Raw genomic sequence first — 24502 nt, forward strand, 5'->3', positions numbered from 1 at the left:
ATGCCCAATGCCCTAGTAATTTTGTGCTTCTAGCTATTACTGTCCTCCAACTAACTCCTTCACCTTGTTGATAATGCTCACTGGATCGATACCTTGATATGGGTACTGTTCCCACAAACCACCGCAACCTTCTTTATGAGTTCCAAGATGAGCATATTTGGGAGTCAACCCGCGCTCTAGCAGCCAAGAACCAAAACGACTACCTAAGCCTGTCCGCCGGTTGAAGGCTTCTACTACAAGGACAAAAGGAGCATTACCAACTTTGGTAATCATTTCTTCATCAATAACGTTTAAAGTTGGTTTGTTAATTAAACCAACGTCTAACCCGTCTTGCTTAAGACGCTCTACAGCATCAACGGCACGGTAGAGAGCATCGCCAAAACTGATAATATAACCTTGCGTTCCCTCTCGTACAACCTCATCTTTACCGGGAACAAATTTGTACCCACTTCCAAATAAGTCATTGCCGTTGCTGTCCTGAATATTGGGGACTTTGGAACGGGTGGAGAAAATAAACCGCAGTCCAGGCTCAAAGAATATAGCTTCTACACAAGCTGTCATTTGATTAACATCTGCTGGGAAGTACAGCTGTGTTTCGTAGCCATCATCCAAGCCGTTGTCGGCAAACATATTGTTCAAACCGAAATGGCAGGTGTTATCTGCCATGTCATCTATACCCGCATGAGAAAAGTGGCACAGAACATTGGAATAGTTCAGCCGTGCCATTGTGATTTCTGAGATACACATTTCTAAGAAGGCACTGAAGGTGGCAAAAATACCTTGCTTGCCCTTCTCCATCCCAAATCCAGCCGCAGCAGAGAAGTTGCTCCGTTCCATGATGCCGGAGGGAATAAATATTTCCGGGTATGTATCGTGAATTTTCTTCAAACCGCAGGAGCCTTCTAAGTCACTATCAATGACCTTGACTTTTTCTTTACGCTCCGCCTCACTCATGCGACTGAGGACACCCACCACGGCTTCACCAAACACATTGCGGTTAGCGCCCCATTTGTCGCTGGAACCCAAAAATGTATATGTTTGTTTGGGTTTCTCAATACTCTTCAGGTATTCGACAGCCGCAGTTTGTCCACGAGATTCTAGATATTTAACTGCTAAATCTACAGGAATTACATCATGACCATGAGTGGAGCCTTCTAAGCCTTCAATACCAGGGCACATCGGGCGTTTATTGATAATAGCGATCGCACCGGGAGTATTCACAGCTTCACAAAGGCGACGGTATAAATCGTCTAAGTCTTCTCCGTTTCCCTGAAGTACTTTCAAACCGTTCCCTTCTAAGGTTTTGGCGACACTAAAACCAGGTAAATATTTAGAAGGATGTCCAGCGATCGTTACATCATTGTCATCAATGATCAGCTTGACGTTAAGATGTTGAGCAACAGCCAAGCGAGCAGCTTCAGCATCGTTTCCTTCTTGCTGCGATCCATCAGAACCGAGACAGAAAACAGCCTTGCCTGGATTTGCCATTGCCACACCATTGATGTAAGGCCAAACATGGCCCAGGCGGCCAGAACTAAATTTCACACCAGGAGTTAGCCCTAATTCGGGGTGTCCCGGTAAATGGGAATGTGCTTGCCGATAATGTAAAAGTTGCTCGGCAGGTAAGTCACCATGCAACGTTGCCATTAAATATTGGGTAGCGACTCGATGTCCTGCTTCATCAAAGAAAATCGGTACAAATTGCTCTGATGCCCCCCGGAAAAAGGCATCAAGGATCATCACCTCTGGCACTGTATCATAAGGCCCACCAGTATGGCCACCCACTCCACTAGCAGCGCCAGTTGCTGTAAAAAAGACGATCGCATCCCGGCAGAGTTGAATATTCGCTTTGAGAGTCTCTCGCTGTTCATCTGTAAGGCTCGAATTTGCTGGATTTAGCGCTAAAAATTGGTAAGCAGCAAGATCGATTGGAAATTGGGTATTAATAATAGTCATGGTTTATTGATTGAATAAAAAACAATTTGAACAGATGGGACGCGCGATCGCACTACAAAAAAATTGTTAAAACCCCCATTGGGCAACAATTATCCAAGTTCAAGCCAACCACTTGGAACCACAATGGTTCCGAGTGATTTCATCAAATGCCAAAATCAATACATTCGATTGTGCATGAATGCGCTTGAATTCAATTGAAGTTACGGATTACCGTACAAAAACTTGCATATCAATAAGTATAAACTCACAAACGTGCAATTTCAAGGTCAAAAACGCATTTTCAGGAAAATTAATTATGCTAACTGCTGAACGACGACAATTTATCTTAGAAATTCTGCGTCGTGATAAAAAGGTACTTTCGACAGAACTTAGTGCTGTTCTGAAGGTTTCTGAGGATACGATTCGCCGGGACTTGCGAGAACTGGCAGAAACTGGGCTATTGCAACGCGTTCATGGGGGAGCGCTTCTCAAATCTCCAGCCACCGCTAGTTATGCCGATCGCCAAAAGCAAGCGCCAAAAGAAAAGGAAGCGATCGCTCGGACAGCAGCAAAATTAGTTTGTACGGGACAGGTGGTGATTTTAGATGGAGGTACAACAACTCTCCAAGTAACCCGTCATTTGCCTCTAGATTTGCACGCAACAGTGATCACAAATAGTCCGCCAATAGCCGTTGCTTTAGCAGAACATCCCCATATAGAGGTTGTGATGTTAGGTGGACAACTTTACAAAAAAGCCTTGGTGAATGTGGGTACTGTCACGATTGAGACTTTACGGATGATTCGTGCAGATTTGTGCATGTTGGGGGTTTGCAGTTTACATCCAGAAGTTGGGATTAGTGTACCTAACCTCGACGAAGCGCACGTCAAACGAGCCATGATTGCTGGCTCGGCTGAAGTAGTCGGATTAGTCACAGCAGAAAAATTAGACACGGCTGCTCCTTATCTAGTGGAGTCTATTCATGCTCTGACTTACCTAGTAACAGCACCTACGGTATCTAATAATATGCTGAGTGCCTACAAAGCTTTAGGTTTGACAATTATACGTGATGAGTACGAGTGATCTGATTTTGAAGATGCGATCGCTGGGGATTGGGGAAGGGAATAGGGTACAGGTTAGAGGGTACAGATTATTCCCTGTTACCTGTCACCTGTCACCTCTTCCCTAACCCCAATCCCCAAATCTAAAATCTATCTGTTTCTTGAGGTGTTCCAACTGCTCCCGGTTGAGCCGTAAAGAAGTTTTGAGCAGCTTCATTCTGATATATACACCTAATATCAGGTTGGCCACTGTCCAAGTTACCTGTGAAGCCAAAGGTATTCAGACGATTTTTGCAATCTCTTACCTGATCCGATGTCACTAGCTTACGTTGCTCTAAAAGCGCCCAGTTATTTTGTCGGATCACACATCCAGGACGCATACTCGGCTGGGCAACATAAACATTAAAAGGGTTGAGAGTAACGAACAGTCTAGCGTCCATCACCATCGCGCTAGCTCCGTACTGCACACAAATTTCCGGGTTTGGTGCTTTGGTGTCAATGAATTCACGGGAAGCCACATTTGATGGGGCTAACGTGGTTGTAGAACTAAAAGCAATGCCAATCCCAATTCCTAAAATCAACACCCCTCCCATAATTGCGATGGTGAAGAGGTTAAACATAGGGGATTGGAAAATAGAGGGTTTAGAAGTAGTAGCCGATCTACCAGTGGGTTTACGTCTCATTGTTGCTTAATCACCTTCACGTCGATTTTGCAGGGAGTTGTCTCAAGTTTTCTCTCTCTTTTCAGTATGCCTAGTCTTGACTGTAATTGGCTGCAATTTTCTGTACGATATACTTTTTAAACAATAAAAATAGCAACTTATCTAGATAACTTACTCTGCATTAATAAATAAAGGCTGTTAATAAGCGGCTCTCTTTGAAAATATGGCTATAATAACTATTTAGAATTCATATTACCGGGGATGATGGCGCTCTCGTCGATGCCAATATTTACCCTTATTCCAGTTTCTTTGGTACAGGATACCAATTTTGCTAGTGATTGCGATCGCACTTTCTCTGTAGTGTGGTTATAAATTCGCTCACCAGCAGGATTAAAACTTTAATTACAACCTCTGTTTTAACTGTTGAATTTTCTGTAAAACTTTTTCTCGATGCTGCGTCAACTTTATCCATCGGGGTAGGCGGCTGGCAAGACTGCCATTGTGCCAGCCTAACGTGTCATCAGGCAAACGTTCTCGCAACCTTGATTGAACATAGCTTTCCAAGAAGTTCAAATGTGCTTCATTATACGCCCATAGCACCTGACCACAACAGGAAGTTTGTAACCACAGAGGCAAGCCAAAAAAATGGTCTAATATTTCATAGCTAGAATTTCTTTCAGCCTTGGAATTGTTTTGCCATAACAGCAATACGGCTTTTCGCTGCCCATCCTTTGGCTGTTTTTTTGTATAGCTACAGTGCTGACAGATAATTCTTTTGATTGAACTGGGATTTGATTGTTCAGAGTTTACAGTCAATATTTTGGCACTGCGATTGCATTGTGGGCAGCGAACTAAAATTTCTTCCTCAAAATCAGAAAGCCTTTTGCTGTAGTCTCTAAATCTTACAACCATTCCAGATGACCACTTCTACCGTTTCTGCAACAATTTCCAGAAAGTTGATTCACCCCACGACAAAACCTGACGTACCCTTCATCAGATGGGCGTTAAGCAAATTCGTCTAGATACAGCATTTATTTACCAGACTTCCCACCGATTATTTGCATCTTGTGCTTTTCGATTCAGCATTATTGAAATGCTGATTGGATTGAGTCATCAGTCATTAGTTATAAGCAAATGACTAATGACTAATGACAAAGGACTAACTAGCTAACAGAGTTTTTTCTAGAGAAGTCCAACGGAAGGCGCGATCGCCACCTCTCTCAATTACTACTTTCACTCGTGGTTCTAGCTGAGGCAAATTCGTTAAATACTCAAGTTCCTCATTGGAAAGAATATGCCCTTCAATAATCCACAAAACCAGCCCCTTTGACTTTGGTGGTAGCTGTTCTAGATGAGAATTGAGAATTGGTGGCAAATAGTACACCTGACCTACTGCCGCACCGCTACCAGTGCTTTTTTTTCCAAGATGAGGAGGTCTGACTCCATGAATTCTTGTGAGATAGGCAGCTACGTCGCCTAGTCCCTTGGCAGTAATGTGGAGGGTGGTATATCCAGCAGCGCGTAGTCGGCGCTGATATCTACCTTCATAACCCCCTTCCAGAGGTACATACACTCCAAGAGCGCCAAATTTTTCCAGATCGCGGATTAAACCGTTGCCAGTGGTAATTAGTGCCATAGATTTTCGTCGTATCCCACTTAGATATCTCTATTATTTACCCTGAACTGATAGATTAAAAGCATTTTCTTCGGGAATTGGGAATGGGGCATTGGGAATTGGGAAGAGGACTTGGGGACAAGGAGAAAGACTTGTTTCAAGTTCTCACCTCTTGTCCCCTTGTCCCCTGCTCCCCTTGTCCCCTGCTCCCCTTGTCCCCTACTCCCCTTGTCCCCTACTCCCCCTGCCTCCCCTACTCCCTAAAAATAACTCTATAAATTACTGGACAAACATAAATAAATAATTTATATTATTAGATTGTGACCAAACACGCAAATTAGATAAACTTTTTACTGTCATTCTGAGGTAGTGTTAGCATTAAAAGCTGATAATTTAATCCAAATTGGATAATATAACTCAGATTGATCATAGACTGGTAAACTAAGAAAGCTTTCAGGTCAACATTGGAGCTTATGGATGAACAATCAAAGCCAATCCTAAGCTCCAGAGTGAATTTGCTCCCGTGCCTCTGAAAAAGCAGGCGAAATCTTAAACAATAGTTTAAGGTATTTAAGGAAGTAAAACTGAGCAGCAATGTTAGTTTCATGGCATTACGTCAGTCTCAGTTAACGGATACTGGGCGGTAAAGACCGCTTAAGTCCAACTGCAACACGGCAGTAGCCAAACTCCGGGAAACCGTCATTAGGGCGTATACCAATCGGAAAACCCGCCGACAGCGCTGCCTCCAGAAAGTGCCAGAGCAATTGCTTGGACGAAAGCATTGCTGCACACAGCTTGAAGCTGTAGCGCCTTGCATTGATTCCAGAAGTTACTCCTTCCCAAACGGAAGAGAATTGTAGCTGTTCTGGTGATCTATTGAGTGAAGCTAAACAGATTCACCAAGCAGTACGGACACGGTTTGTTGTGTCCCAAAGTATTGGACTGGTTTACTGAAACCATTCCAAATTTCGCAGGCTAACTCAGCCTAAACTGATGCGTACAAAGCGTGTCCTCTAGAGTCCAATTCCAAGGTCAGCAAGTAGAAAGGAGAACCAGTTACTGTGTCTGTAGGTATTCTCGGCACCAAGCTGGGCATGACCCAAATATTTGACGAAGCAGGAGTAGCTATTCCTGTGACTGTCATTCAAGCAGGGCCATGCACTGTTACACAAGTTAAAACGAAACAAACCGACGGTTACTTTGCCATCCAAGTTGGTTTTGGCGAAGTTAAACCAAAGGCACTAAACAGACCACTACTGGGTCATTTGGCTAAATCATCTGCCCCAGCATTGCGTCACCTAAATGAATATCACACTGATAGTTCTAGTGATTATGCTTTAGGTCAACAGATTAAAGCAGATATTTTTAGTGCGGGTCAAATTGTCGATGTAGTCGGCACAAGCATCGGTCGCGGTTTTGCAGGAAACCAGAAGCGCAACAACTTTGGTCGTGGGCCCATGTCACACGGTTCCAAAAACCACAGAGCGCCAGGTTCTATTGGTGCTGGTACAACACCAGGTCGTGTCTATCCAGGTAAGCGGATGGCAGGGCGTTTAGGTGGTAAACGCATCACAATCCGTAAGCTGACCATAGTGCGAGTTGATGCAGAACGCAATTTATTGCTAATCAAGGGAGCAATTCCTGGTAAACCAGGCGCTCTAGTAAGTGTTGTACCTGCAAAAGTAGTGGGATAGTCAAAAGTCATTAGTCAACAGTCATTAGTCAAAAGTCATTGGCTAAAGACAAATGGCAAAAGACCAATGACAAATGACAAGAGACAAAGGACAAATAACAAAGATGGTTGAAAGCGTAGTTAAAAATTGGCAAGGAGAACAGGTCGGCGAGACGACCTTCGAGTTGCGCGTTGCCAAAGAAGAAACAGCGTCTCATATCGTACACCGCGCCTTAGTACGGCAATTGACTAATGCTCGTCAAGGAAATGCCAGCACAAAAACTCGTGCTGAAGTCAGAGGCGGTGGCCGTAAACCTTGGCGACAAAAAGGTACTGGTCGCGCTCGTGCAGGGTCTATTCGTTCACCATTGTGGCGTGGTGGTGGTGTGATCTTTGGGCCAAAGCCTAGAGACTTTGACCTGAAGTTGAACCGCAAAGAGCGACGTTTAGCACTGCGGACAGCATTTGTCGGTCGTATTGACGACTTGATCGTAGTAGAAGAATTTAGCACCGAACTATCTCGCCCGAAGACTAAAGACTTAGTGGCAGCACTTGCCCGTTGGGGAGTAGTACCAGAAAGCAAGGCACTGTTAATTTTGTCTGAAATTGCGGATACAGATAATGTTTATTTATCAGCCCGCAACATTGAAAATTTAAAACTAATTGCAGCCGACCAGTTAAATGTTTTTGATTTACTGCACGCTGACAAAATTGTAGTTACGGCATCAGCCCTAGAAAAAATTCAGGAGGTCTACAGTGCCTAGCTTTGACCCCCGCGACCTTGCCGACTTAGTACGTCGCCCAATAGTCACCGAGAAGGCGACTATCTTGATGGAGCAAAATAAGTACACCTTTGAAGTAATTCCAAAGGCATCCAAGCCAGAAATCAAGGCTGCGATCGAAGACTTATTTCAGGTCAAGGTTGTAAAAGTCAACACCACCTTACCACCACGTAAAAAGCGGCGCGTTGGTAAATTTATCGGTTATAAGCCCCAATATAAGCGAGCCATTGTTACAGTCGCACCTGGGGATGAAGACAAGATTAGACAAGTTCTATTCCCAGAAGTCTAGGAATTTTAGATTTTAGATTTTAGATTGAGGAGTTTACTGAATAAATACCAAAGATGGTCGCAATTAGTTAAACACTCATTAAATCCAAAATTCAAAATCCGAAATTAAGTAAATCAAAAATCCAAAATCCAAAATAGATTATGGGTACTCGTTCTTATCGCCCTTATACCCCCAGCACTCGCCAAGTTACAGTTTCTGACTTTGCGGAAATCACAAAAACCGAGCCAGAAAAATCCCTAACGACCTCGAAGCATCGTGCCAAAGGTCGGAATAATACAGGGCGGATTACCAGTCGTCGTCGGGGTGGCGGACACAAACAACTTTACCGGATCATCGATTTTAAAAGGGATAAACATAATATTCCTGCCAAAGTCGCAGCAATTGAATACGATCCTAACCGCAATGCCCGAATTGCCCTTTTGTATTACCAAGATGGCGAAAAACGGTACATCCTGCATCCCAACGGATTGAAAGTTGGAACAATAATTATTTCTGGTCCCGAATCTCCCTTTGAAGATGGTAATGCTTTACCTCTATCGCGGATTCCCTTGGGTACTAGTGTTCACAACGTAGAAATGACTCCTGGTAAAGGTGGTCAAATCGTGCGTGCAGCTGGTGCTAGCGCTCAAGTTGTGGCAAAAGAAGGTGATTATGTAACTCTCAAGTTGCCTTCGGGAGAAGTCCGCTTAATTCGGCGTGATTGCTACGCCACCATTGGGCAAGTGGGCAACACCGATGCGAGAAACCTGAGTGCAGGTAAAGCCGGACGCAATCGCTGGAAAGGTCGCCGTCCGAAGGTTAGAGGTAGCGTCATGAACCCAGTGGATCACCCACATGGTGGTGGTGAGGGTAGGGCTCCTATCGGTAGATCAGGGCCTGTTACACCTTGGGGTAAACCCACATTGGGCGCGAAGACACGCAATCGCAAGAAACTTAGCAGCAAATTCATTGTGCGTCGTCGCCGTAAGTCTTCTAAACGCGGTCGCGGTGGTCGTGAATCATAGAATTTTAGATTTTAGATTTTGGATTTTAGATTGGGGTCTACTTGTGAACATTGAAAATTTGTGAAACCAGCTTGGACACCTAATTATCCAAAATCCGAAATTCTAAATCCTAATTCCTAAATCCTAAATCCAAAATTGAACTATGGGTCGTTCTCTAAAAAAAGGTCCTTTCGTTGCGGATCATCTCTTAAAGAAAATTGAAAAGCTCAACGACAACAACAGAAAAGAAGTTATTAAAACTTGGTCAAGAGCTTCAACAATTTTGCCTCTAATGGTAGGTCATACCATAGCTGTTCACAACGGACGACAACACGTTCCAGTTTTTGTAAATGAACAGATGGTAGGACACAAGTTGGGTGAATTTGCCCCGACACGCACCTACAGGGGTCATGGAAAAAGCGACAAAAAAGCGGGTAGGTAGTCATTAGTTATTAGTCATTAGTCATTAGCTAAAGACAAGTGACAAGTGACAAATGACAAATGACAAAATTGGAGAAAATTATGGCTACTAATACTACTGAAGTAAAAGCGATCGCTCGTTTTATCCGCATCTCGGCCTACAAAGTGCGTCGGGTACTCGATCAAATCCGGGGGCGATCATACCGAGAAGCGTTAATCATCCTAGAATTCATGCCCTATCGCGCCACTGAACCCATATTGAAGGTTCTCAGAAGCGCTGCTGCTAATGCTGAACACAATGCTGGGTTAGATCGGACTCAACTAGTGATTACTCAGGCTTACGCCGATCAAGGGCCGCCGTTGAAGCGGTTCCAACCAAGAGCGCAAGGTCGAGCTTACCAAATTCGCAAACCGACGTGTCATATTACTGTGGCCGTTGGAGCCGCACCAGAAAAATAAGCACGCTTACACGAATAAATTACGTAAAGTAAGAAATCTTAGAGGAAGCATTCGTGGGACAGAAAATTCATCCAGTTGGTTTTCGCCTGGGTATTACACATGAACATCAATCCCGTTGGTTTGCTGTTCCTGACCGCTATCCAGAACTTTTACAAGAAGACTACAAACTCCGTCAATACATAGAACAAAAGCTGGGTAGACTTGCTCAAAACAACGCCGGAATTTCCGAAGTGCGGATTGAGCGCAAAGCCGACCAAATCGACTTAGAAGTACGCACAGCTAGACCCGGTGTAGTAGTAGGACGTGGTGGGCAAGGCATAGAATCCTTGCGTACCGGACTCCAAGGACTATTGGGTAGCAATCGCCAAATTCGCATTAACGTAGTTGAAGTTCAACGAGTTGATGCTGATGCCTACCTAATTGCCGAATACATTGCTCAACAATTGGAACGCCGGGTTTCCTTTCGGCGGGTAGTGCGCCAATCAATTCAGCGCGCCCAACGCGCTGGTGTTCAAGGTATTAAAATCCAAGTCAGTGGCCGCCTCAACGGTGCAGAAATTGCCCGGACAGAGTGGACTCGTGAAGGTAGAGTACCTTTACATACCTTACGGGCTGATATTGACTACTCTTATTGCACGGCAAAAACTGTTTACGGCATTTTGGGCATCAAAGTTTGGGTGTTTAAGGGAGAAATTATTCCTGGACAGGAACCAGATCCACTACCACCAGCAAGCCGCGATCGCGAACGTGATCCCCGTGATCGCGATCGTGAACCCCGTCGTCGTCAACAACGTCGTCGCCAGCAATTTGAAGACCGCTCAAATGAAGGATAAATCGTCATTAGTCATTAGTCATTAGTCATTAGTAAATGGCAGATGACAAATGGCAGATGACAAATGACAAATGACAAGTAACAAACCATGTTAAGCCCTAGAAGAACTAAATTCCGCAAACAACAGCGCGGACGGATGGAGGGACTAGCCACCCGTGGTAGCACCCTCAACTTCGGTGATTTTGCACTCCAAGCACAAGAACCTGCTTGGATCACCTCCCGGCAAATCGAGGCTTCCCGTCGGGCAATGACTCGTTATATTCGTCGGGGTGGACAAATCTGGATTCGGATTTTCCCTGATAAACCTGTAACCATGCGTCCTGCTGAAACCCGGATGGGTTCCGGTAAAGGTAATCCAGAGTTTTGGGTAGCGGTAGTCAAGCCAGGACGAATTTTGTTTGAAATCGGTGGGGTTTCTGAAGAAATCGCCCGTGAAGCTATGCGTTTGGCTTCATTTAAACTGCCTATAAAAACCAAGTTTATTGTGCGCTTTCAACCACAGGAGCAGGAGTAGCTTATGCCTCTTCCCAAGATTTCAGAAGCTAGAGAATTAAGTGACGAGAAGCTCTCTGATGAAATTGTTGCGATCAAAAGACAACTATTTCAGTTGCGCTTGCAAAAAGCGACAAGACAATTAGAAAAGCCCCACCAATTCAGACAGGCTCGACATCGCCTAGCCCAATTGCTGACATTAGAAACAGAACGCAAACGGGCAGCAAGTCAATCGGCTAAAGAAGAAAAGTAGGAGATTATGGCAGTTAAAGAACGAGTTGGCTTGGTAGTGAGCGATAAAATGCAAAAAACTGTGGTAGTTGCCATAGAAAACCGCGCTCCTCACCCCAAGTACGGCAAGATTGTGGTTAACACCCAACGATATAAAGTTCACGACGAAGAAAATAAGTGTAAAGTAGGCGATCGCGTTCGCATTCAGGAAACTAGACCCCTGAGCAAAACCAAGCGCTGGAAAATCACAGAAGTCCTGAACATCAAACCTGCTTAAACCTCATCGTTGTTAGTTTCTAACAACATCACAAGGGAGAATAATTGTGATTCAACCCCAGACTTACCTGAATGTCGCAGATAATAGCGGTGCCCGCAAACTAATGTGCATCCGCGTCTTAGGCGGAGGCAACCGTCGTTATGGTTTTATCGGTGATAAAATTATCGCCGTTGTCAAAGATGCTACACCTAACATGGCTGTTAAAAAGTCTGATGTTGTGGAAGCAGTAATTGTCCGCACTCGTAAAGCTGTATCTCGTGACAGTGGCATGAGTATTCGCTTTGATGATAATGCTGCTGTAATCATCAACAAAGACGGCAATCCTAGAGGCACACGGGTTTTTGGCCCAGTTGCACGGGAACTACGCGATAAAAACTTTACCAAAATTGTTTCTCTGGCTCCGGAGGTGCTTTAATGGCAACCAAACAGGGTACGCCCAAAGTATTCCACAAAATGCACGTCAAAACTGGCGACACCGTACAAGTGATTGCTGGTAAAGACAAAGGAAAAATTGGTGAAATTATCCAGGCACTTCCCCAACTGAGTAAAGTCATCGTCAAAGGTGTCAACATTAAAACCAAGCACGTCAAACCCCAGCAAGAAGGGGAATCAGGGCGGATTGTCACCCAAGAATTCCCAATTCATAGCTCCAACGTGATGCTTTATTCCACTAAGCAGAACGTTGCTAGTCGTGTTTGTTATACCTTTACCTCAGAAGGCAAGAAAGTCAGAAAACTTAAAAAAACTGGCGAGATTCTGGATAAATAGTCATTAGTCATTGGTCATTAGTCATTAGTTATAAAGACAAATAACAAAAGACAAAGGACAAATAACAAAGGACAATAAAAGTTCCCTGACCAAGCCCAGGGATATCAGGACAAAAAACTATGGCGACAACAAGACTCAAAAGCTTATATCAAGAGACAATCGTCCCCAAACTGATTAATCAGTTTCAATATACCAACGTTCATCAAGTACCGAAGTTGGTAAAAGTTACTATTAACCGAGGTTTGGGTGAAGCAGCTCAAAATGCGAAGTCGCTGGAAGCATCCATCAACGAAATTGCGCTTGTTACAGGTCAAAAACCAGTAGTGACGCGGGCGAAAAAGGCGATCGCTGGCTTTAAGATTCGTCAAGGGATGCCTGTAGGGATCATGGTGACACTCAGAGCCGAACGGATGTATGCCTTTTTCGATCGGCTGGTTAGCCTATCACTGCCCAGAATCCGAGATTTTCGCGGCGTTAGCCCTAAAAGCTTTGATGGACGGGGTAACTATACTCTGGGTGTGAGAGAACAGCTAATTTTTCCAGAAGTCGAATACGACAGCGTTGATCAAGTGCGTGGGATGGATATTTCCATCATCACCACAGCAAAAAACGACGAAGAGGGCCGCGCCTTACTTAAAGAATTAGGAATGCCCTTTCGCGATCAGTAAGTTCATCTATAGAGGGAACGATGGCGGCTAACGACACAATTGCAGATATGCTGACGCGCATCCGCAATGCCAACCTGGCGCGGCATCAAACTACACAAGTGCCAGCTACAAAAATGACCCGCAGCATTGCCAAAGTGCTACGGGAGGAAGGCTTTATTGCTGAAATCGAAGAAGCAGAAGAAGGGGTAAAACACAACCTAGTGATTTCCCTGAAATATAAGGGTAAGAATCGTCAGCCTCTAATCACCGCCTTAAAGCGAGTGAGTAAGCCAGGCTTGCGTGTTTACTCCAATAGAAAAGAATTACCAAGAGTACTAGGCGGCATTGGCATTGCCATTATTTCTACATCCAGTGGAATTATGACTGACCGCGAAGCGCGTCGTCAGAACTTGGGTGGCGAAGTGCTTTGTTACGTTTGGTAGTCATTGGTCATTTGTCATTAGTCATTGGTCATTGGTCATTTGTCATTTGTTATTAGTGAAAGACAAAGGACAAAAGACAAAGGACAAAGGACAAATAACAAAAGGCAAAGGGCAAATAACAAAGGACAAAAAGTAATGTCTCGTATTGGTAAACGTCCAATTACTATTCCCGCCAAAGTTGAAGTGGCGATCGATGGTACGAATATTGTGGTGAAAGGCCCGAAAGGAGAACTTTCTCGCACTCTCAGAGATAATGTCTCACTCTCTCAAGAGGGAGAAATATTACACGTAAATCGTCGGGATGAAACTCGGACATCGAAGCAACTACACGGCTTGAGCCGCACTTTAGTTGCCAACATGGTTGAGGGAGTTTCCCAAGGTTTTCAACGCCGTTTGGAAATCCAAGGTGTTGGTTACAGGGCACAACTTCAAGGGCGTAACCTAGTTTTAAACATGGGTTACAGCCATCAAGTGCAAATTGAACCACCAGATGGGATTCAGTTTGCAGTCGAAGGTACCACTAACGTGATTGTCAGCGGCTACGACAAAGAAATCGTAGGCAACACAGCCGCAAAAATTCGCGCCGTTCGTCCACCAGAACCTTACAAAGGTAAAGGCATTCGCTATGCCGGTGAAGTGGTAAGACGTAAGGCTGGTAAGACTGGTAAGGGTGGTAAGAAGTAGAAATGAAACTTACTCGTAGAGAATCAAAAAACCGTCGTCATCGACGCGTTCGTGGCAAAGTTGTTGGCTCCCCAGAACGTCCGCGTTTAGCGGTATTCCGTTCTAATGAGCATATTTATGCCCAGGTTATTGATGATAGTCAGCATCAAACCATAGTGGCAGCATCGACTTTAGAACCAGAGTTGAAATCTAGTTTAGCGTCAGGTGCAAACCGCGACGCATCGGTGCAAGTTGGTAAGTTGATCGCAGTGCGATCGCTAGAAAAAGGCATCACCAAAGTAGTCTTCGATCGCGGTGGTAACTTATATCATGGTCGTGTCAAAGCCCTAGCTGATGCAGCACGCGAAGCTGGTTTAGATTTCTAAAGTCATTGGTCATTAGTCATTAGTCATTGGACAAATGACAAAGGACAAATGACAAATGACAAAAGACAAATGACGTTCACCAGAGCATAAATTATGGCAACAGAGCGTAAAAGTAGAACAAAGCGTGCCAAAAAAGAAGAAACTACTTGGCAAGAGCGGGTTATCCAAATCCGCCGCGTGAGCAAGGTCGTCAAAGGCGGTAAAAAACTCAGTTTCCGAGCGATCGTTGTTGTCGGTAACGAACGCGGTCAAGTTGGTGTCGGAGTAGGCAAAGCCTCAGATGTAATCGGCGCAGTCAAAAAAGGCGTAGCCGACGGCAAAAAACATCTCATTGATATCCCCATCACCAAATCTAACTCTATCCCCCATCCCATTGATGGTGTAGGTGGCGGTGCAAAAGTGATTATGCGTCCAGCCGCACCTGGTACTGGGGTAATTGCTGGTGGTGCTGTGCGGACTGTGTTGGAATTGGCAGGAGTTCGTAACGTCTTAGCCAAGCAACTTGGTTCTAACAATCCGCTCAATAATGCTAGAGCAGCAGTCAATGCCTTATCTACATTGCGGACTCTTTCTGAAGTCGCCGAAGATCGCGGTATTCCTATTCAAAATCTCTACATCTAACTAGTCATTTGTCCTTAGTCAGTAGTCCTTTGTTCAGAACAAATGACAACCTACATAATGGCAAATGACAAATGAGAAACGAAAAATGACAACTTGGTAACTTATGAGACTCCATGATGTTAAGCCGCAAAAAGGCTCAAAGAAACGCAAGAAGCGTGTAGCCAGAGGTATTTCTGCTGGTCAAGGTGCCAGTGCTGGTCTAGGTATGCGGGGTCAAAAGTCTCGTTCTGGTAGCGGTACTCGACCCGGTTTTGAAGGTGGTCAACAGCCATTGTACCGCCGCTTACCGAAACTGAAGGGCTTTCCGATTGTTAATCAAAAGATTTACACTACGATTAATGTAGAGAAGCTAGCCTCCCTTCCCGCTAATACGGAAGTAACTTTAGCCTCCTTGAAAGCAGCAGGTATCCTGACAGCTGTCAAAGGGCCATTGAAAATTTTGGGTAACGGCGAATTGAGCACTCCGCTCAAGGTACAAGCGGCAGCTTTCACAGGTACAGCTCGTAGCAAAATTGAGGCAGCTGGTGGGAGTTGTGAAGTCTTATGAGTGAGCCGGAACAGCGCACTTAAATGTAAGCCAACTCGCTGTCAGCGCCTGGTTCACTATAAAGGTAGCACTCTATGATCAGTCGAGACAAAGCCCCAACGGCTCAAGAAACTTTTATGCAGATGGCACAAGCAGCCGGGCTTAGAGGTAGGCTGCTTGTGACTGTCGGTGTTTTAATTTTGGTTCGCCTGGGTATCTTCTTACCCGTACCAGGGATTGATAGACCCAGATTTGCCGAAGCTATATCGGGCAATAATTCCATATTCGGTTTATTGGATATATTCTCCGGGCGAGGACTTTCGACTTTGGGCGTTTTTGCTCTAGGGATTTTACCCTTTATTAATGCGTCCATTATCATCCAATTGCTCACCGCGGCGATTCCATCTTTAGAAAATTTACAGAAAAATGAAGGCGAAGCGGGCCGGCGGAAAATCTCGCAAATTACCCGCTATGTCACTGTATGTTGGGCAATTCTCCAAAGTACAGCTTTTTCAGCATTATTCCTCCAGCAATTTGCCTTAAATCCAGGGCCAATCTTTGTAGCTGAAACTGCGATCGCTCTAACTGCTGGTTCTATGTTCGTTATGTGGGCATCAGAACTCATTACAGAGCGAGGAATTGGGAATGGAGCATCATTGTTGATTTTTGTCAACATTGTCGCCTCATTACCAAAAGCTTTAGGCGATACTATCGATTTGGTGCAAGTCGGCGGTCGGGAAACAGTGGGTCGCGTCATCGTACTAATCTTAGTTTTCTTAGCAACCATTGTTGGTATTGTGGTTGTCCAAGAAGGAATGCGCCGCATCCCGATTATTTCGGCTCGTCGCCAAGTAGGTCGTAGAGTTTTGGCAGAGCAACGGAGCTTTTTACCCTTGCGGCTAAATCAAGGTGGCGTAATGCCAATTATCTTTGCCGCAGCTATCCTCAGTTTGCCATTGCTAATTGCAAATTTCGCCAAGAATGCTGAGTTGGCAAATATAATTAACACTTATTTGAGTCCAAGCGGTTCTGGCTCTTGGGTCTATGCCTTGGTTTACATGATTTCCATTATTTTCTTCAGCTACTTCTATTCTTCGTTGATTCTCAACCCGGTAGATGTAGCGCAGAATTTGAAGAAAATGGGTTCTAGTATTCCCGGTATTCGTCCCGGTAAAGCGACTAGTGAGTATATCGAGCGCGTGTCAAACCGACTCACCTTTTTGGGTGCTATCTTTTTGGGCTTGGTTGCTATTATCCCAACCGGTGTCGAAAGTGCTTTAGGAGTACCCACATTTAAGGGGCTAGGTGCTACCTCTCTGTTAATTCTAGTGGGCGTAGCGATTGATACGGCAAGACAAATCCAAACATACGTAATCTCTCAGCGCTATGAAGGAATGGTGAAACAATAGTGACGCGACTAATCTTCTTGGGGCCACCTGGAGCTGGTAAGGGAACACAAGCTCAATCATTGGCGGAACACTTAAATATTCCCCATATTTCCACTGGGGAAATATTAAGACAAGCCATGAAAGAGCAAACTCCTTTGGGAATCAAAGCTCAAAACTATGTAAATAGTGGCGAGTTAGTCCCAGACCAGCTAGTGCAGGACTTGGTACAGGAGCGCCTCAACCAACCAGATACAGAAAATGGTTGGATTCTTGATGGTTTTCCCCGTAAAGTGACGCAAGCAGCTTTTCTAGAAGAATTGCTGGTAACAATACATCAGAGTGGCGAAAGGGTAGTTAATCTAGATGCACCAGATGATGTTGTGGTAGAACGTTTGCTAGCTAGAGGGCGAAAAGATGATACCGAAGAGGTAATTCGTCGTCGGTTAGAAGTGTACCGCGCTGAAACTGCACCTTTAATTGATTATTATCGCGATCGCCAAAAACTTTTAACAGTCAATGGCAACCAGTCCCAAGAAGAAGTCACTAGTGAACTGCAAAAGGTAATCGCTTGAGGATCAGGGAGTAGGGGAGGAGCTACAGTAATTCTTCCCCCAATTCCCAATGTCCCATGCCCTCCCAAGAAACAGATCAATTTTAGCTAAGATATATTAATAAACTGTTGATATATTTCTTGAAATGTGTTCTCTTGCAGATGAAGTGCTGCAACTGAACACAAAATTGTTGAGTTGAGGAAAAAACAAATTGTCTAAGCAAGATTTGATTGAAATGGAAGGCACGGTTACAGAGTCCTTGCCCAATGCGATGTTTCGCGTTGACTTGGACAATGGATTTAACGTGCTAGCTCACATTTCCGGCAAGATTCGCCGCAACTATATCAAGATTTTGCCCGGCGATCGCGTCAAGGTAGAGTTAACTCCTTACGACTTGACCAAAGGCAGAATTACCTATCGCTTGCGTAAGAAGTAACTATATGTAGATGTAGAGAATTTTACCATAAAATCATCCTTTTGACTGTTTGCTAGTCAAATTAGTGGATTGTTTTCCCTAAAAATGCTATAATTTAATATTTGGAGTCAAAAAATAAAAGGCATGAAAGTTAGAGCCTCAGTCAAGAAAATTTGTGAAAAGTGTAGCGTGATCAAGCGTCGTGGTCGCGTCATGGTGATCTGCGTGAACCCCAAGCACAAACAACGTCAAGGATAACGCTCTTACAAACAGAGTGAGTTGTAACACGCATATCATCATTAACACAACGAAAAAACGCGATTAATCACGTTTTTCCAACCAACAGTAATTGCGAAAACAATAGGGAGAGTTCATTGTGGCACGGATTGCCGGAGTAGACCTTCCACGCGATAAGCGCGTTGAAATCGGTCTAACTTATATCTACGGAATTGGTTTATCACGCGCTCAAGAAATTATAGCGGCTACTGGTGTGAATCCAGACACCCGCGTTAAGGACTTAAGTGATGCCGATGTGACAGCCCTGCGAGGCGAAATAGAAAGCAACTATCAAGTTGAAGGCGACTTGCGGCGTTTGGAGTCTTTGAACATCAAGCGCTTAGTTGACATTGGTACTTACAGAGGTCGTCGTCATCGCATGGGCTTACCAGTCAGAGGACAAAGAACTCGCACCAATGCCAGAACCCGTCGAGGCAGAAGGCAGACAGTGGCTGGTAAGAAGAAGGCTCCAGGGAAATAAATTTGCAACGCTTGCTAATCAGAGCAAGTTTTACCTTAAATCAACTAAACAAGTATGGCGAGACAACCAACTAAAAAATCCGGGAGCAAGAAGCAGAAACGGAACGTACCAAGTGGGATGGCCTACATCCAGTCTACTTTCAACAATAGCATTGTCACCATTACCGATCAAAATGGAGATGTCATCTCCTGGGCTAGTGCTGGTTCTAGCGGTTTTAAGGGAGCAAAAAAGGGAACTCCCTTTGCAGCGCAAACTGCTGCTGAAAGTGCAGCCCGTAGAGCTATAGATCAAGGAATGCGCCAAATTGAGGTAATGGTAAGTGGGCCAGGAGCAGGTAGAGAAACCGCTATCCGGGCACTTCAAGGAGCAGGACTGGAAATCACACTCATTCGGGATATTACCCCCATTCCTCACAATGGCTGCCGTCCACCCAAGCGCCGTCGAGTTTAAATACCAAGACTTGGGCATTGAAGACGAGAAGCTACAACCAAGAAAGTAAAGTTACTTACAATGACCGCTTGGGCGGATAACGTGCAAACTGTCATTGGGTGAAAACTTGGGCAACCAAAAGCGAATCAGATTTTCCTGTAGGGAAAGCTGTTAAACTTTGGGAACCCAAAATATTATTAGCGCCTGAAAGCTCAATAGGAGCGTCAAACTATACTGTAATTTCATACTAGTAGTTTGATAGACCTATAACCTACAGGACATAAAGTCAATTCGGGAGGCAATTGATTTGTCTGCTAGCAGCACCTTAGAAAAAGGGAGGCTCATCCGTGGCGCAGTTTCAGATTGAATGTGTAGAGTCGAATACTGAAGAAAGTCGGAACCATTACAGTAAATTTGTTCTGGAACCTCTAGAACGCGGTCAAGGAACAACGGTTGGCAACGCACTACGGCGGGTTTTACTGTCTAACCTAGAAGGTACAGCAGTTACAGCAGTGCGGATTGCAGGCGTTTCACACGAGTTTGCCACAGTTCCGGGCGTGCGGGAAGATGTACTGGAAATCCTCATGAAAATGAAGGAAGTTATCCTCAAAAACTATTCCTCACAGCCTCAGATTGGTAGATTACTCGTTAGCGGCCCAGCAACAATTACTGCGGCACATTTTGATTTACCTAGTGAAGTAGAAGTCATCGATCAGACCCAGTATGTAGCCACCATCGCTGAAGGTGGAAAGCTGGAAATGGAATTTCGGATCGAGAAGGGCAAAGGCTATCGCACTGTAGAGCGAGGACGTGAGGAAGCCACATCGTTGGATTTTCTCCAAATCGACTCAATATTTATGCCAGTGCGAAAAGTCAACTATAGTGTTGAAGAATCTCGTGGGGAAGGCTTGATTCCAAAAGACCGACTACTGTTGGAAGTTTGGACAAATGGCAGTATTTCTCCTCAAGAAGCACTATCTTCTGCTGCTGCGATCTTGGTAGATTTATTCAACCCGTTGAAAGACATCTCCCTAGAACCAACAGACACAGGTTCGGATATTCCAGACGATCCAACTGCCCAGATACCCATCGAAGAGTTACAACTTTCCGTGCGGGCATATAACTGTCTCAAACGGGCACAAGTTAACTCTGTGGCAGATTTGTTGGATTATACCCAAGAAGACCTCTTAGAAATTAAGAACTTTGGGCAGAAATCAGCAGAAGAAGTCGTGGAAGCTTTGCAGCGACGCTTGGGCATCACCCTGCCAATGGAAAGAGGCTCTAAACACCCTTAAGAAAAACCTTCATAATTCATAGTGCATAATTATGCGTCACCGTTGTCGCGTCAAAAAACTCAGTAAACCAGCCGATCAACGCCGTGCTTTACTGCGATCGCTCGCCACCGAGCTGATCCGTCATGGTAAGATCACCACCACTTTAATTAGAGCGAAAGTTCTAAGAAGTGAAGTGGAAAAAATGATTACCCTAGCCAAAAATGGCTCCTTGTCAGCACGTCGGGAAGCCCTTGGCTATATCTTCGACAAACAACTGGTTCACGCTCTGTTTGAGCAAGCTCCAACTCGATATGGCGATCGCCAGGGCGGTTATACCCGCATCCTGCGTACCGTACCGCGTCGGGGTGATAATGCAAAAATGGCAATAATTGAATTGGTTTAAGTCATTGGTCATTGGTCATTAGTCATTGGTCATTAGTGAATAACAAAGGACAAGTGACAAAGGACAAATGACAAAGGACAAAATCTGTATGTTAGAAAGCCACCAGCCTACACAAACTCATCGAGTAGCCTTGGTAATCCAATACCTGGGCACTCATTTTCATGGCTGGCAACGGCAAAAACAACACCGGACAGTCCAAGAAGAGATTGAAATTGCGATCGCTACTATTCTTGGGCATCATGTAACATTACACGGTGCTGGGCGAACCGATTCTGGAGTTCACGCTGCTGCTCAAGTAGCCCATTTTGAAGCAACAGGTTTTATTCCGCCTCACAAGTGGGCAACAATCCTCAACAGCTACCTGCCGCCAGATATATTAATCAGGGCTTCAGCTAGTGTCGATAACCGTTGGCACGCTCGCTTTAGTGCAGCCTATCGACGGTATCGCTACACAATATATACTGAAGATCGGCTTAACTTGTTTGTAAGACCCTTCAGTTGGCATTATTATTATGCACCCCTGGATGAATCTTTAATCCAAGCTGCCTTGAAACCTCTCTTGGGAAAGCATCACTTAGCTGCTTTTCACCGTGCAGGCTCAAAGCGATCGCATTCCTGGGTAGAGGTGCAAGCAGCAGAGTGTCGTCGCAGTGGGCCATTTATCCATATTGAAATACAGGCAGATGGATTTTTGTATGGCATGGTACGGCTGTTGGTAGGGATGCTGGTAGAAGTAGGTTCTGGACAACGAACACTTTCTAGCTTCACCGAACTCTGGAAAGAAGAACGCCGGGAAGAAGTGAAATATGCCGCACCGCCTCAAGGCTTGTGTTTGTTGCGAGTCGGCTATCCCGATTTTCCCTTTCCAAAAGAGATTTGGTACGACACCTTGCCAAAGTTCGTCACTAGTCAAGAGTCATTAGTCATTGGTCAGTAGAGACGCGATTAATCGCGTCTGTACAAAAGTCATTAGTGAATAACAAAGGACAACTGACAAATGACAAAAGACAAATGACTAATGACAAATTAAAAATGACAAAGGACAAATGACAAATGACAACAGTTAAAACATACCTTCCTTCTCAAGCAACCCTTGAGCGTGAGTGGTACATAGTAGATGCCACCGATAAACGTCTCGGTCGCCTCGCCAGCGAAATCGCCCAGGTATTGAGAGGCAAAAAGAAACCCGAATATACACCTCATCTAGATACAGGTGACTTCGTAATCGTCATCAATGCCGAAAAAGTAGCAGTCACAGGCAAAAAGCGTACTCAAAAGCTTTACCGCCGCCATTCTGGTCGTCCCGGTGGGATGAAAACCGAAACTTTCGCTAAACTGCAAGACCGCATACCAGAGCGGATTTTAGAGCAAGCTGTTAAAGGTATGCTACCTAAAAATAGCCTCGGTAAACAGTTGTTCACCAAGCTAAAAGTTTACGCTGGGCCTACGCATCCCCATGATGCTCAAAAACCTAAAGAACTAAAAGTTAATACAATTCCTGGAGAAGAAAATTAATGGTAGTAGCAGATGCCAATAGCGGTCGCGCCGTATACTGGGGTACTGGCCGTCGTAAGAACGCAGTAGCACGGGTACGCTTGGTTCCAGGAACCGGTCAACTGACTGTGAACGGTAAAGATGGAAACTTGTATTTCCAATTCAACCCCAACTACCTGGGAGTGATCAAAGCACCCCTGGAAACTCTGGGACTAGAAAACGAATATGACATTTTGGTAAAAGCAGAAGGCGGCGGCTTGACCGGACAGGCTGATTCTGTTCGTTTGGGAGTTGCTCGTGCTTTGTGCCAACTAGACCCAGACAACCGCCCACCTTTGAAAACCGAAGGTTATTTGACTCGCGATCCGAGAGCAAAAGAGCGGAAGAAATATGGTTTACATAAAGCCCGGAAAGCGCCTCAGTACTCTAAGCGTTAGAAATTGGGCATTGGTAAAGAAGGTGATAGATTACAGGGGACAGGTGATAGTTTTCTGTTACCTGTAACCTGTTCCCTTCTCCCTTCTTCTAGCTGCAATTGAACGCTGAAAGTTATAATTTATATAGATTCATCACAAAAAGAACAATGGCTAAAGCTGATATTCACCCCAAGTGGTATCCAGATGCTAAAGTTTACTGCAACGGTCAAGTTGTTATGACCATTGGCTCTACCAAGCCAGAATTGCATGTAGATGTTTGGTCTGGAAATCACCCATTTTACACCGGCACTCAGAAGATTATTGACACTGAGGGTCGAGTAGAGCGCTTCCTCCGCAAGTACGGTATGAGCAGCACTCAAACATCTGGCGACGAACAAGACAAAAAGTAGCGAGTTGGCTCTGCTGTTAACGACGGCCCTGCATCAGCTGGGTCGATTTTCATTTATATGCTCGAGCCAATTTGTTATTTTTTAAGGAGCGATCGCACTCGTCATGGCTGAATCATACTTACTGGACAAACTAAAATCCGTTGAACAAACTTTTAATGAATTAACACGTCGTCTTGGCGACCCCGATACCGCTAGCAATCCTGATGAATATCAAGAAATTGCTAAGTCTCGTTCTTCTTTGGAAGAGGTTGTTGATACTTATGAAATTTGGAAAACAGCCCAAGAAGACTTGACCGGAGCGCGTCAGGTTTACAAAGAATCTGCAAGTGACCCAGAGTTGCAAGAAATGGCATCACTGGAAGTAAAAGAACTTGAAGAAAAAATAGAACATTTAGAGTCTCGCTTGAAAGTCTTACTGCTACCACGCGACCCCAATGATGAAAAGAATATCATGTTGGAAATTCGCGCTGGTACTGGTGGCGATGAAGCAAGCATTTGGGCTGGTGATTTGATGCAGATGTACACCCGCTATGCCCAGACTCAAGGTTGGAAAGTTTCTCTAGTGAGCGAATCTCGTGGAGAAATGGGTGGCTGGAAAGAGGTCATTCTCGAAATTAAAGGTAATGATGTTTACAGCCAGCTAAAGTTTGAAGCTGGGGTGCATCGTGTGCAGCGCGTGCCGGCAACTGAATCTGGGGGACGGGTTCATACTTCCACAGCTACCGTGGCGATTATGCCAGAGGTGGATGATGTGGAAATTCACATTGATCCGAAAGATATTGAAATGACTACAGCCCGTTCTGGTGGTGCTGGTGGACAAAACGTCAACAAGGTGGAAACAGCCGTTGACTTGATGCACAAACCAACGGGAATACGCATTTTCTGTACAGAAGAACGCAGCCAGTTGCAAAACAAAGAACGGGCGATGCAAATTCTGCGGGCGAAGTTGTATGACATTAAGTTAGGCGAACAACAAGCAGCTGTTACTTCCATGCGGCGATCGCAGGTTGGTACTGGATCGCGATCGGAAAAAATTCGCACCTATAATTATAAAGATAACCGCGCTACCGATCATCGGTTAGGTCAGAATTATTCCCTTACCCCTGTTTTGGATGGTGATTTAGAAACGCTTATCCAATCTTGTATATCTCTAGACCAACAAGAACGTCTGGCGGAGTTAGCGACTTCTGCCGCTAACTAATT

37 protein-coding genes are annotated in these 24502 nt (G+C 44.8%); 32 read left to right on the top strand and 5 right to left on the bottom strand.

Going from position 1 to position 24502, the window contains the following annotated elements:
• Positions 1-36: 36 nt before the first annotated feature.
• A complete protein-coding gene (locus tag GJB62_RS20700; RefSeq protein WP_114081979.1) occupies positions 37-1956 on the bottom strand; it encodes a transketolase C-terminal domain-containing protein in 1920 nt (639 codons plus the stop codon).
• Between the two features lie 295 nt (positions 1957-2251).
• Here GJB62_RS20700 and GJB62_RS20705 point away from each other — a divergent pair, with 295 nt between their 5' ends.
• The gene (locus tag GJB62_RS20705) at positions 2252-3016 is read left to right on the top strand and encodes a DeoR/GlpR family DNA-binding transcription regulator (RefSeq protein WP_104906232.1); all 765 of its coding nucleotides are present in this window, start codon (positions 2252-2254) and stop codon (positions 3014-3016) included.
• Positions 3017-3137: 121 nt separating this feature from the next.
• Here the strand turns inward: GJB62_RS20705 and GJB62_RS20710 are convergent, their stop codons facing one another.
• The 4 genes from GJB62_RS20710 to GJB62_RS20725 all read right to left on the bottom strand — a co-directional run bounded on the left by GJB62_RS20710 (position 3138) and on the right by GJB62_RS20725 (position 6053).
• Positions 3138-3677 (bottom strand): DUF3172 domain-containing protein, encoded by a 540-nt coding sequence (locus GJB62_RS20710; RefSeq protein ID WP_114081980.1) that lies wholly within the window; start codon positions 3675-3677, stop codon positions 3138-3140.
• Positions 3678-4058: 381 nt separating this feature from the next.
• Complete coding sequence (locus GJB62_RS20715; RefSeq protein WP_114081981.1) at positions 4059-4568, bottom strand: hypothetical protein; 510 nt, start codon at positions 4566-4568, stop codon at positions 4059-4061.
• Positions 4569-4815: 247 nt separating this feature from the next.
• Entirely contained in the window at positions 4816-5292 is a 477-nt protein-coding gene (locus GJB62_RS20720) for an NAD(P)H-quinone oxidoreductase subunit N (protein WP_114081982.1), read from the bottom strand.
• Between the two features lie 605 nt (positions 5293-5897).
• Positions 5898-6053, bottom strand: a complete 156-nt coding sequence (locus tag GJB62_RS20725) for a hypothetical protein (protein ID WP_159402540.1) — start codon at positions 6051-6053, stop codon at positions 5898-5900.
• Positions 6054-6332: 279 nt separating this feature from the next.
• On the opposite strand from GJB62_RS20725, the gene rplC reads away from it, so the two are divergent.
• The 31 genes from rplC (at position 6333) to prfA (ending at position 24500) form a co-directional block, all read left to right on the top strand.
• The gene (gene rplC, locus GJB62_RS20730) at positions 6333-6965 is read left to right on the top strand and encodes a 50S ribosomal protein L3 (RefSeq protein WP_094342450.1); all 633 of its coding nucleotides are present in this window, start codon (positions 6333-6335) and stop codon (positions 6963-6965) included.
• Between the two features lie 103 nt (positions 6966-7068).
• Positions 7069-7707: a 50S ribosomal protein L4 gene (gene rplD, locus GJB62_RS20735; protein WP_114081983.1), complete on the top strand. Its 639-nt coding sequence runs from the start codon at positions 7069-7071 to the stop codon at positions 7705-7707.
• The gene (locus GJB62_RS20740) at positions 7700-8014 is read left to right on the top strand and encodes a 50S ribosomal protein L23 (protein WP_069070779.1); all 315 of its coding nucleotides are present in this window, start codon (positions 7700-7702) and stop codon (positions 8012-8014) included. Before rplD ends, GJB62_RS20740 begins: the two co-directional genes overlap by 8 nt.
• Before the next feature lie 140 nt (positions 8015-8154).
• Entirely contained in the window at positions 8155-9018 is an 864-nt protein-coding gene (gene rplB, locus GJB62_RS20745) for a 50S ribosomal protein L2 (RefSeq protein WP_012410722.1), read from the top strand.
• Between the two features lie 142 nt (positions 9019-9160).
• On the top strand, positions 9161-9439 hold the full coding sequence (gene rpsS / locus GJB62_RS20750) for a 30S ribosomal protein S19 (protein ID WP_012410721.1): 279 nt from the start codon (positions 9161-9163) through the stop codon (positions 9437-9439).
• An 80-nt stretch (positions 9440-9519) separates the two neighbouring features.
• On the top strand, positions 9520-9876 hold the full coding sequence (gene rplV / locus GJB62_RS20755; RefSeq protein ID WP_012410720.1) for a 50S ribosomal protein L22: 357 nt from the start codon (positions 9520-9522) through the stop codon (positions 9874-9876).
• Between the two features lie 53 nt (positions 9877-9929).
• Positions 9930-10709 carry a 30S ribosomal protein S3 gene (gene rpsC, locus GJB62_RS20760; RefSeq protein WP_114081984.1) on the top strand — a complete coding sequence of 260 codons (780 nt, stop codon included), beginning with the start codon at positions 9930-9932 and terminating at the stop codon, positions 10707-10709.
• A gap of 87 nt (positions 10710-10796) precedes the next feature.
• The gene (rplP, locus tag GJB62_RS20765) at positions 10797-11222 is read left to right on the top strand and encodes a 50S ribosomal protein L16 (protein ID WP_114081985.1); all 426 of its coding nucleotides are present in this window, start codon (positions 10797-10799) and stop codon (positions 11220-11222) included.
• A gap of 3 nt (positions 11223-11225) precedes the next feature.
• Positions 11226-11453, top strand: coding sequence for a 50S ribosomal protein L29 (gene rpmC, locus GJB62_RS20770; RefSeq protein ID WP_012410717.1), 228 nt, complete (start codon positions 11226-11228; stop codon positions 11451-11453).
• 6 nt (positions 11454-11459) lie between these two features.
• Positions 11460-11708 carry a 30S ribosomal protein S17 gene (rpsQ, locus tag GJB62_RS20775; protein WP_012410716.1) on the top strand — a complete coding sequence of 83 codons (249 nt, stop codon included), beginning with the start codon at positions 11460-11462 and terminating at the stop codon, positions 11706-11708.
• A 46-nt stretch (positions 11709-11754) separates the two neighbouring features.
• On the top strand, positions 11755-12123 hold the full coding sequence (rplN, locus tag GJB62_RS20780) for a 50S ribosomal protein L14 (protein ID WP_012410715.1): 369 nt from the start codon (positions 11755-11757) through the stop codon (positions 12121-12123).
• A complete protein-coding gene (rplX, locus tag GJB62_RS20785) occupies positions 12123-12476 on the top strand; it encodes a 50S ribosomal protein L24 (RefSeq protein WP_114081986.1) in 354 nt (117 codons plus the stop codon). Before rplN ends, rplX begins: the two co-directional genes overlap by 1 nt.
• A 119-nt stretch (positions 12477-12595) precedes the next feature.
• On the top strand, positions 12596-13144 hold the full coding sequence (rplE, locus tag GJB62_RS20790; RefSeq protein ID WP_012410713.1) for a 50S ribosomal protein L5: 549 nt from the start codon (positions 12596-12598) through the stop codon (positions 13142-13144).
• A gap of 20 nt (positions 13145-13164) precedes the next feature.
• On the top strand, positions 13165-13566 hold the full coding sequence (gene rpsH, locus GJB62_RS20795) for a 30S ribosomal protein S8 (RefSeq protein ID WP_012410712.1): 402 nt from the start codon (positions 13165-13167) through the stop codon (positions 13564-13566).
• Positions 13567-13701: 135 nt separating this feature from the next.
• A complete protein-coding gene (gene rplF, locus GJB62_RS20800; RefSeq protein WP_114081987.1) occupies positions 13702-14250 on the top strand; it encodes a 50S ribosomal protein L6 in 549 nt (182 codons plus the stop codon).
• A gap of 2 nt (positions 14251-14252) precedes the next feature.
• Positions 14253-14615, top strand: coding sequence for a 50S ribosomal protein L18 (gene rplR, locus GJB62_RS20805; protein WP_012410710.1), 363 nt, complete (start codon positions 14253-14255; stop codon positions 14613-14615).
• Between the two features lie 93 nt (positions 14616-14708).
• The gene (gene rpsE / locus GJB62_RS20810) at positions 14709-15236 is read left to right on the top strand and encodes a 30S ribosomal protein S5 (RefSeq protein WP_012410709.1); all 528 of its coding nucleotides are present in this window, start codon (positions 14709-14711) and stop codon (positions 15234-15236) included.
• Positions 15237-15339: 103 nt separating this feature from the next.
• The gene (gene rplO, locus GJB62_RS20815; RefSeq protein ID WP_012410708.1) at positions 15340-15783 is read left to right on the top strand and encodes a 50S ribosomal protein L15; all 444 of its coding nucleotides are present in this window, start codon (positions 15340-15342) and stop codon (positions 15781-15783) included.
• A 74-nt stretch (positions 15784-15857) separates the two neighbouring features.
• A complete protein-coding gene (gene secY, locus GJB62_RS20820; RefSeq protein ID WP_114081988.1) occupies positions 15858-17171 on the top strand; it encodes a preprotein translocase subunit SecY in 1314 nt (437 codons plus the stop codon).
• Positions 17171-17722, top strand: coding sequence for an adenylate kinase (locus GJB62_RS20825; RefSeq protein ID WP_114081989.1), 552 nt, complete (start codon positions 17171-17173; stop codon positions 17720-17722). Before secY ends, GJB62_RS20825 begins: the two co-directional genes overlap by 1 nt.
• 190 nt (positions 17723-17912) lie before the next feature.
• A complete protein-coding gene (gene infA / locus GJB62_RS20830) occupies positions 17913-18137 on the top strand; it encodes a translation initiation factor IF-1 (RefSeq protein ID WP_006276978.1) in 225 nt (74 codons plus the stop codon).
• Positions 18138-18260: 123 nt separating this feature from the next.
• Entirely contained in the window at positions 18261-18374 is a 114-nt protein-coding gene (rpmJ, locus tag GJB62_RS20835; protein WP_012410705.1) for a 50S ribosomal protein L36, read from the top strand.
• A 118-nt stretch (positions 18375-18492) separates the two neighbouring features.
• Positions 18493-18873, top strand: a complete 381-nt coding sequence (rpsM, locus tag GJB62_RS20840; RefSeq protein WP_012410704.1) for a 30S ribosomal protein S13 — start codon at positions 18493-18495, stop codon at positions 18871-18873.
• A 54-nt stretch (positions 18874-18927) separates the two neighbouring features.
• Positions 18928-19323: a 30S ribosomal protein S11 gene (gene rpsK / locus GJB62_RS20845; RefSeq protein WP_012410703.1), complete on the top strand. Its 396-nt coding sequence runs from the start codon at positions 18928-18930 to the stop codon at positions 19321-19323.
• 326 nt (positions 19324-19649) lie between these two features.
• Positions 19650-20597, top strand: a complete 948-nt coding sequence (locus tag GJB62_RS20850) for a DNA-directed RNA polymerase subunit alpha (protein ID WP_114081990.1) — start codon at positions 19650-19652, stop codon at positions 20595-20597.
• A 31-nt stretch (positions 20598-20628) separates the two neighbouring features.
• Positions 20629-20979, top strand: coding sequence for a 50S ribosomal protein L17 (gene rplQ / locus GJB62_RS20855; protein WP_094349105.1), 351 nt, complete (start codon positions 20629-20631; stop codon positions 20977-20979).
• 88 nt (positions 20980-21067) lie between these two features.
• Complete coding sequence (gene truA / locus GJB62_RS20860) at positions 21068-21916, top strand: tRNA pseudouridine(38-40) synthase TruA (protein ID WP_114081991.1); 849 nt, start codon at positions 21068-21070, stop codon at positions 21914-21916.
• Positions 21917-22032: 116 nt separating this feature from the next.
• Positions 22033-22494, top strand: coding sequence for a 50S ribosomal protein L13 (rplM, locus tag GJB62_RS20865; RefSeq protein WP_114081992.1), 462 nt, complete (start codon positions 22033-22035; stop codon positions 22492-22494).
• Positions 22494-22910 carry a 30S ribosomal protein S9 gene (rpsI, locus tag GJB62_RS20870; RefSeq protein WP_012410698.1) on the top strand — a complete coding sequence of 139 codons (417 nt, stop codon included), beginning with the start codon at positions 22494-22496 and terminating at the stop codon, positions 22908-22910. Before rplM ends, rpsI begins: the two co-directional genes overlap by 1 nt.
• 146 nt (positions 22911-23056) lie before the next feature.
• On the top strand, positions 23057-23299 hold the full coding sequence (gene rpmE, locus GJB62_RS20875) for a 50S ribosomal protein L31 (RefSeq protein ID WP_069070756.1): 243 nt from the start codon (positions 23057-23059) through the stop codon (positions 23297-23299).
• Between the two features lie 103 nt (positions 23300-23402).
• Positions 23403-24500 (top strand): peptide chain release factor 1, encoded by a 1098-nt coding sequence (gene prfA, locus GJB62_RS20880; RefSeq protein ID WP_114081993.1) that lies wholly within the window; start codon positions 23403-23405, stop codon positions 24498-24500.
• The last annotated feature ends 2 nt before the right edge of the window (positions 24501-24502 follow it).

The organism is Nostoc sp. ATCC 53789 (assembly GCF_009873495.1).
GTDB classification, from domain to species: domain Bacteria; phylum Cyanobacteriota; class Cyanobacteriia; order Cyanobacteriales; family Nostocaceae; genus Nostoc; species Nostoc muscorum_A.

Coding starts and splice junctions, on each gene's coding strand:
- GJB62_RS20700 (WP_114081979.1), bottom strand. CDS start 1,956: ATGACTATTATTAATACCCAATTTCCAATCGATCTTGCTGCTTACCAA.
- GJB62_RS20705 (WP_104906232.1), top strand. CDS start 2,252: ATGCTAACTGCTGAACGACGACAATTTATCTTAGAAATTCTGCGTCGT.
- GJB62_RS20710 (WP_114081980.1), bottom strand. CDS start 3,677: ATGAGACGTAAACCCACTGGTAGATCGGCTACTACTTCTAAACCCTCT.
- GJB62_RS20715 (WP_114081981.1), bottom strand. CDS start 4,568: ATGGTTGTAAGATTTAGAGACTACAGCAAAAGGCTTTCTGATTTTGAG.
- GJB62_RS20720 (WP_114081982.1), bottom strand. CDS start 5,292: ATGGCACTAATTACCACTGGCAACGGTTTAATCCGCGATCTGGAAAAA.
- GJB62_RS20725 (WP_159402540.1), bottom strand. CDS start 6,053: ATGCTTTCGTCCAAGCAATTGCTCTGGCACTTTCTGGAGGCAGCGCTG.
- rplD (WP_114081983.1), top strand. CDS start 7,069: ATGGTTGAAAGCGTAGTTAAAAATTGGCAAGGAGAACAGGTCGGCGAG.
- rplB (WP_012410722.1), top strand. CDS start 8,155: ATGGGTACTCGTTCTTATCGCCCTTATACCCCCAGCACTCGCCAAGTT.
- rpsS (WP_012410721.1), top strand. CDS start 9,161: ATGGGTCGTTCTCTAAAAAAAGGTCCTTTCGTTGCGGATCATCTCTTA.
- rplV (WP_012410720.1), top strand. CDS start 9,520: ATGGCTACTAATACTACTGAAGTAAAAGCGATCGCTCGTTTTATCCGC.
- rplP (WP_114081985.1), top strand. CDS start 10,797: ATGTTAAGCCCTAGAAGAACTAAATTCCGCAAACAACAGCGCGGACGG.
- rpmC (WP_012410717.1), top strand. CDS start 11,226: ATGCCTCTTCCCAAGATTTCAGAAGCTAGAGAATTAAGTGACGAGAAG.
- rpsQ (WP_012410716.1), top strand. CDS start 11,460: ATGGCAGTTAAAGAACGAGTTGGCTTGGTAGTGAGCGATAAAATGCAA.
- rplX (WP_114081986.1), top strand. CDS start 12,123: ATGGCAACCAAACAGGGTACGCCCAAAGTATTCCACAAAATGCACGTC.
- rplE (WP_012410713.1), top strand. CDS start 12,596: ATGGCGACAACAAGACTCAAAAGCTTATATCAAGAGACAATCGTCCCC.
- rpsH (WP_012410712.1), top strand. CDS start 13,165: ATGGCGGCTAACGACACAATTGCAGATATGCTGACGCGCATCCGCAAT.
- rplF (WP_114081987.1), top strand. CDS start 13,702: ATGTCTCGTATTGGTAAACGTCCAATTACTATTCCCGCCAAAGTTGAA.
- rplR (WP_012410710.1), top strand. CDS start 14,253: ATGAAACTTACTCGTAGAGAATCAAAAAACCGTCGTCATCGACGCGTT.
- rpsE (WP_012410709.1), top strand. CDS start 14,709: ATGGCAACAGAGCGTAAAAGTAGAACAAAGCGTGCCAAAAAAGAAGAA.
- rplO (WP_012410708.1), top strand. CDS start 15,340: ATGAGACTCCATGATGTTAAGCCGCAAAAAGGCTCAAAGAAACGCAAG.
- secY (WP_114081988.1), top strand. CDS start 15,858: ATGATCAGTCGAGACAAAGCCCCAACGGCTCAAGAAACTTTTATGCAG.
- rpmJ (WP_012410705.1), top strand. CDS start 18,261: ATGAAAGTTAGAGCCTCAGTCAAGAAAATTTGTGAAAAGTGTAGCGTG.
- rpsK (WP_012410703.1), top strand. CDS start 18,928: ATGGCGAGACAACCAACTAAAAAATCCGGGAGCAAGAAGCAGAAACGG.
- rplQ (WP_094349105.1), top strand. CDS start 20,629: ATGCGTCACCGTTGTCGCGTCAAAAAACTCAGTAAACCAGCCGATCAA.
- truA (WP_114081991.1), top strand. CDS start 21,068: ATGTTAGAAAGCCACCAGCCTACACAAACTCATCGAGTAGCCTTGGTA.
- rplM (WP_114081992.1), top strand. CDS start 22,033: ATGACAACAGTTAAAACATACCTTCCTTCTCAAGCAACCCTTGAGCGT.
- rpsI (WP_012410698.1), top strand. CDS start 22,494: ATGGTAGTAGCAGATGCCAATAGCGGTCGCGCCGTATACTGGGGTACT.
- rpmE (WP_069070756.1), top strand. CDS start 23,057: ATGGCTAAAGCTGATATTCACCCCAAGTGGTATCCAGATGCTAAAGTT.
- prfA (WP_114081993.1), top strand. CDS start 23,403: ATGGCTGAATCATACTTACTGGACAAACTAAAATCCGTTGAACAAACT.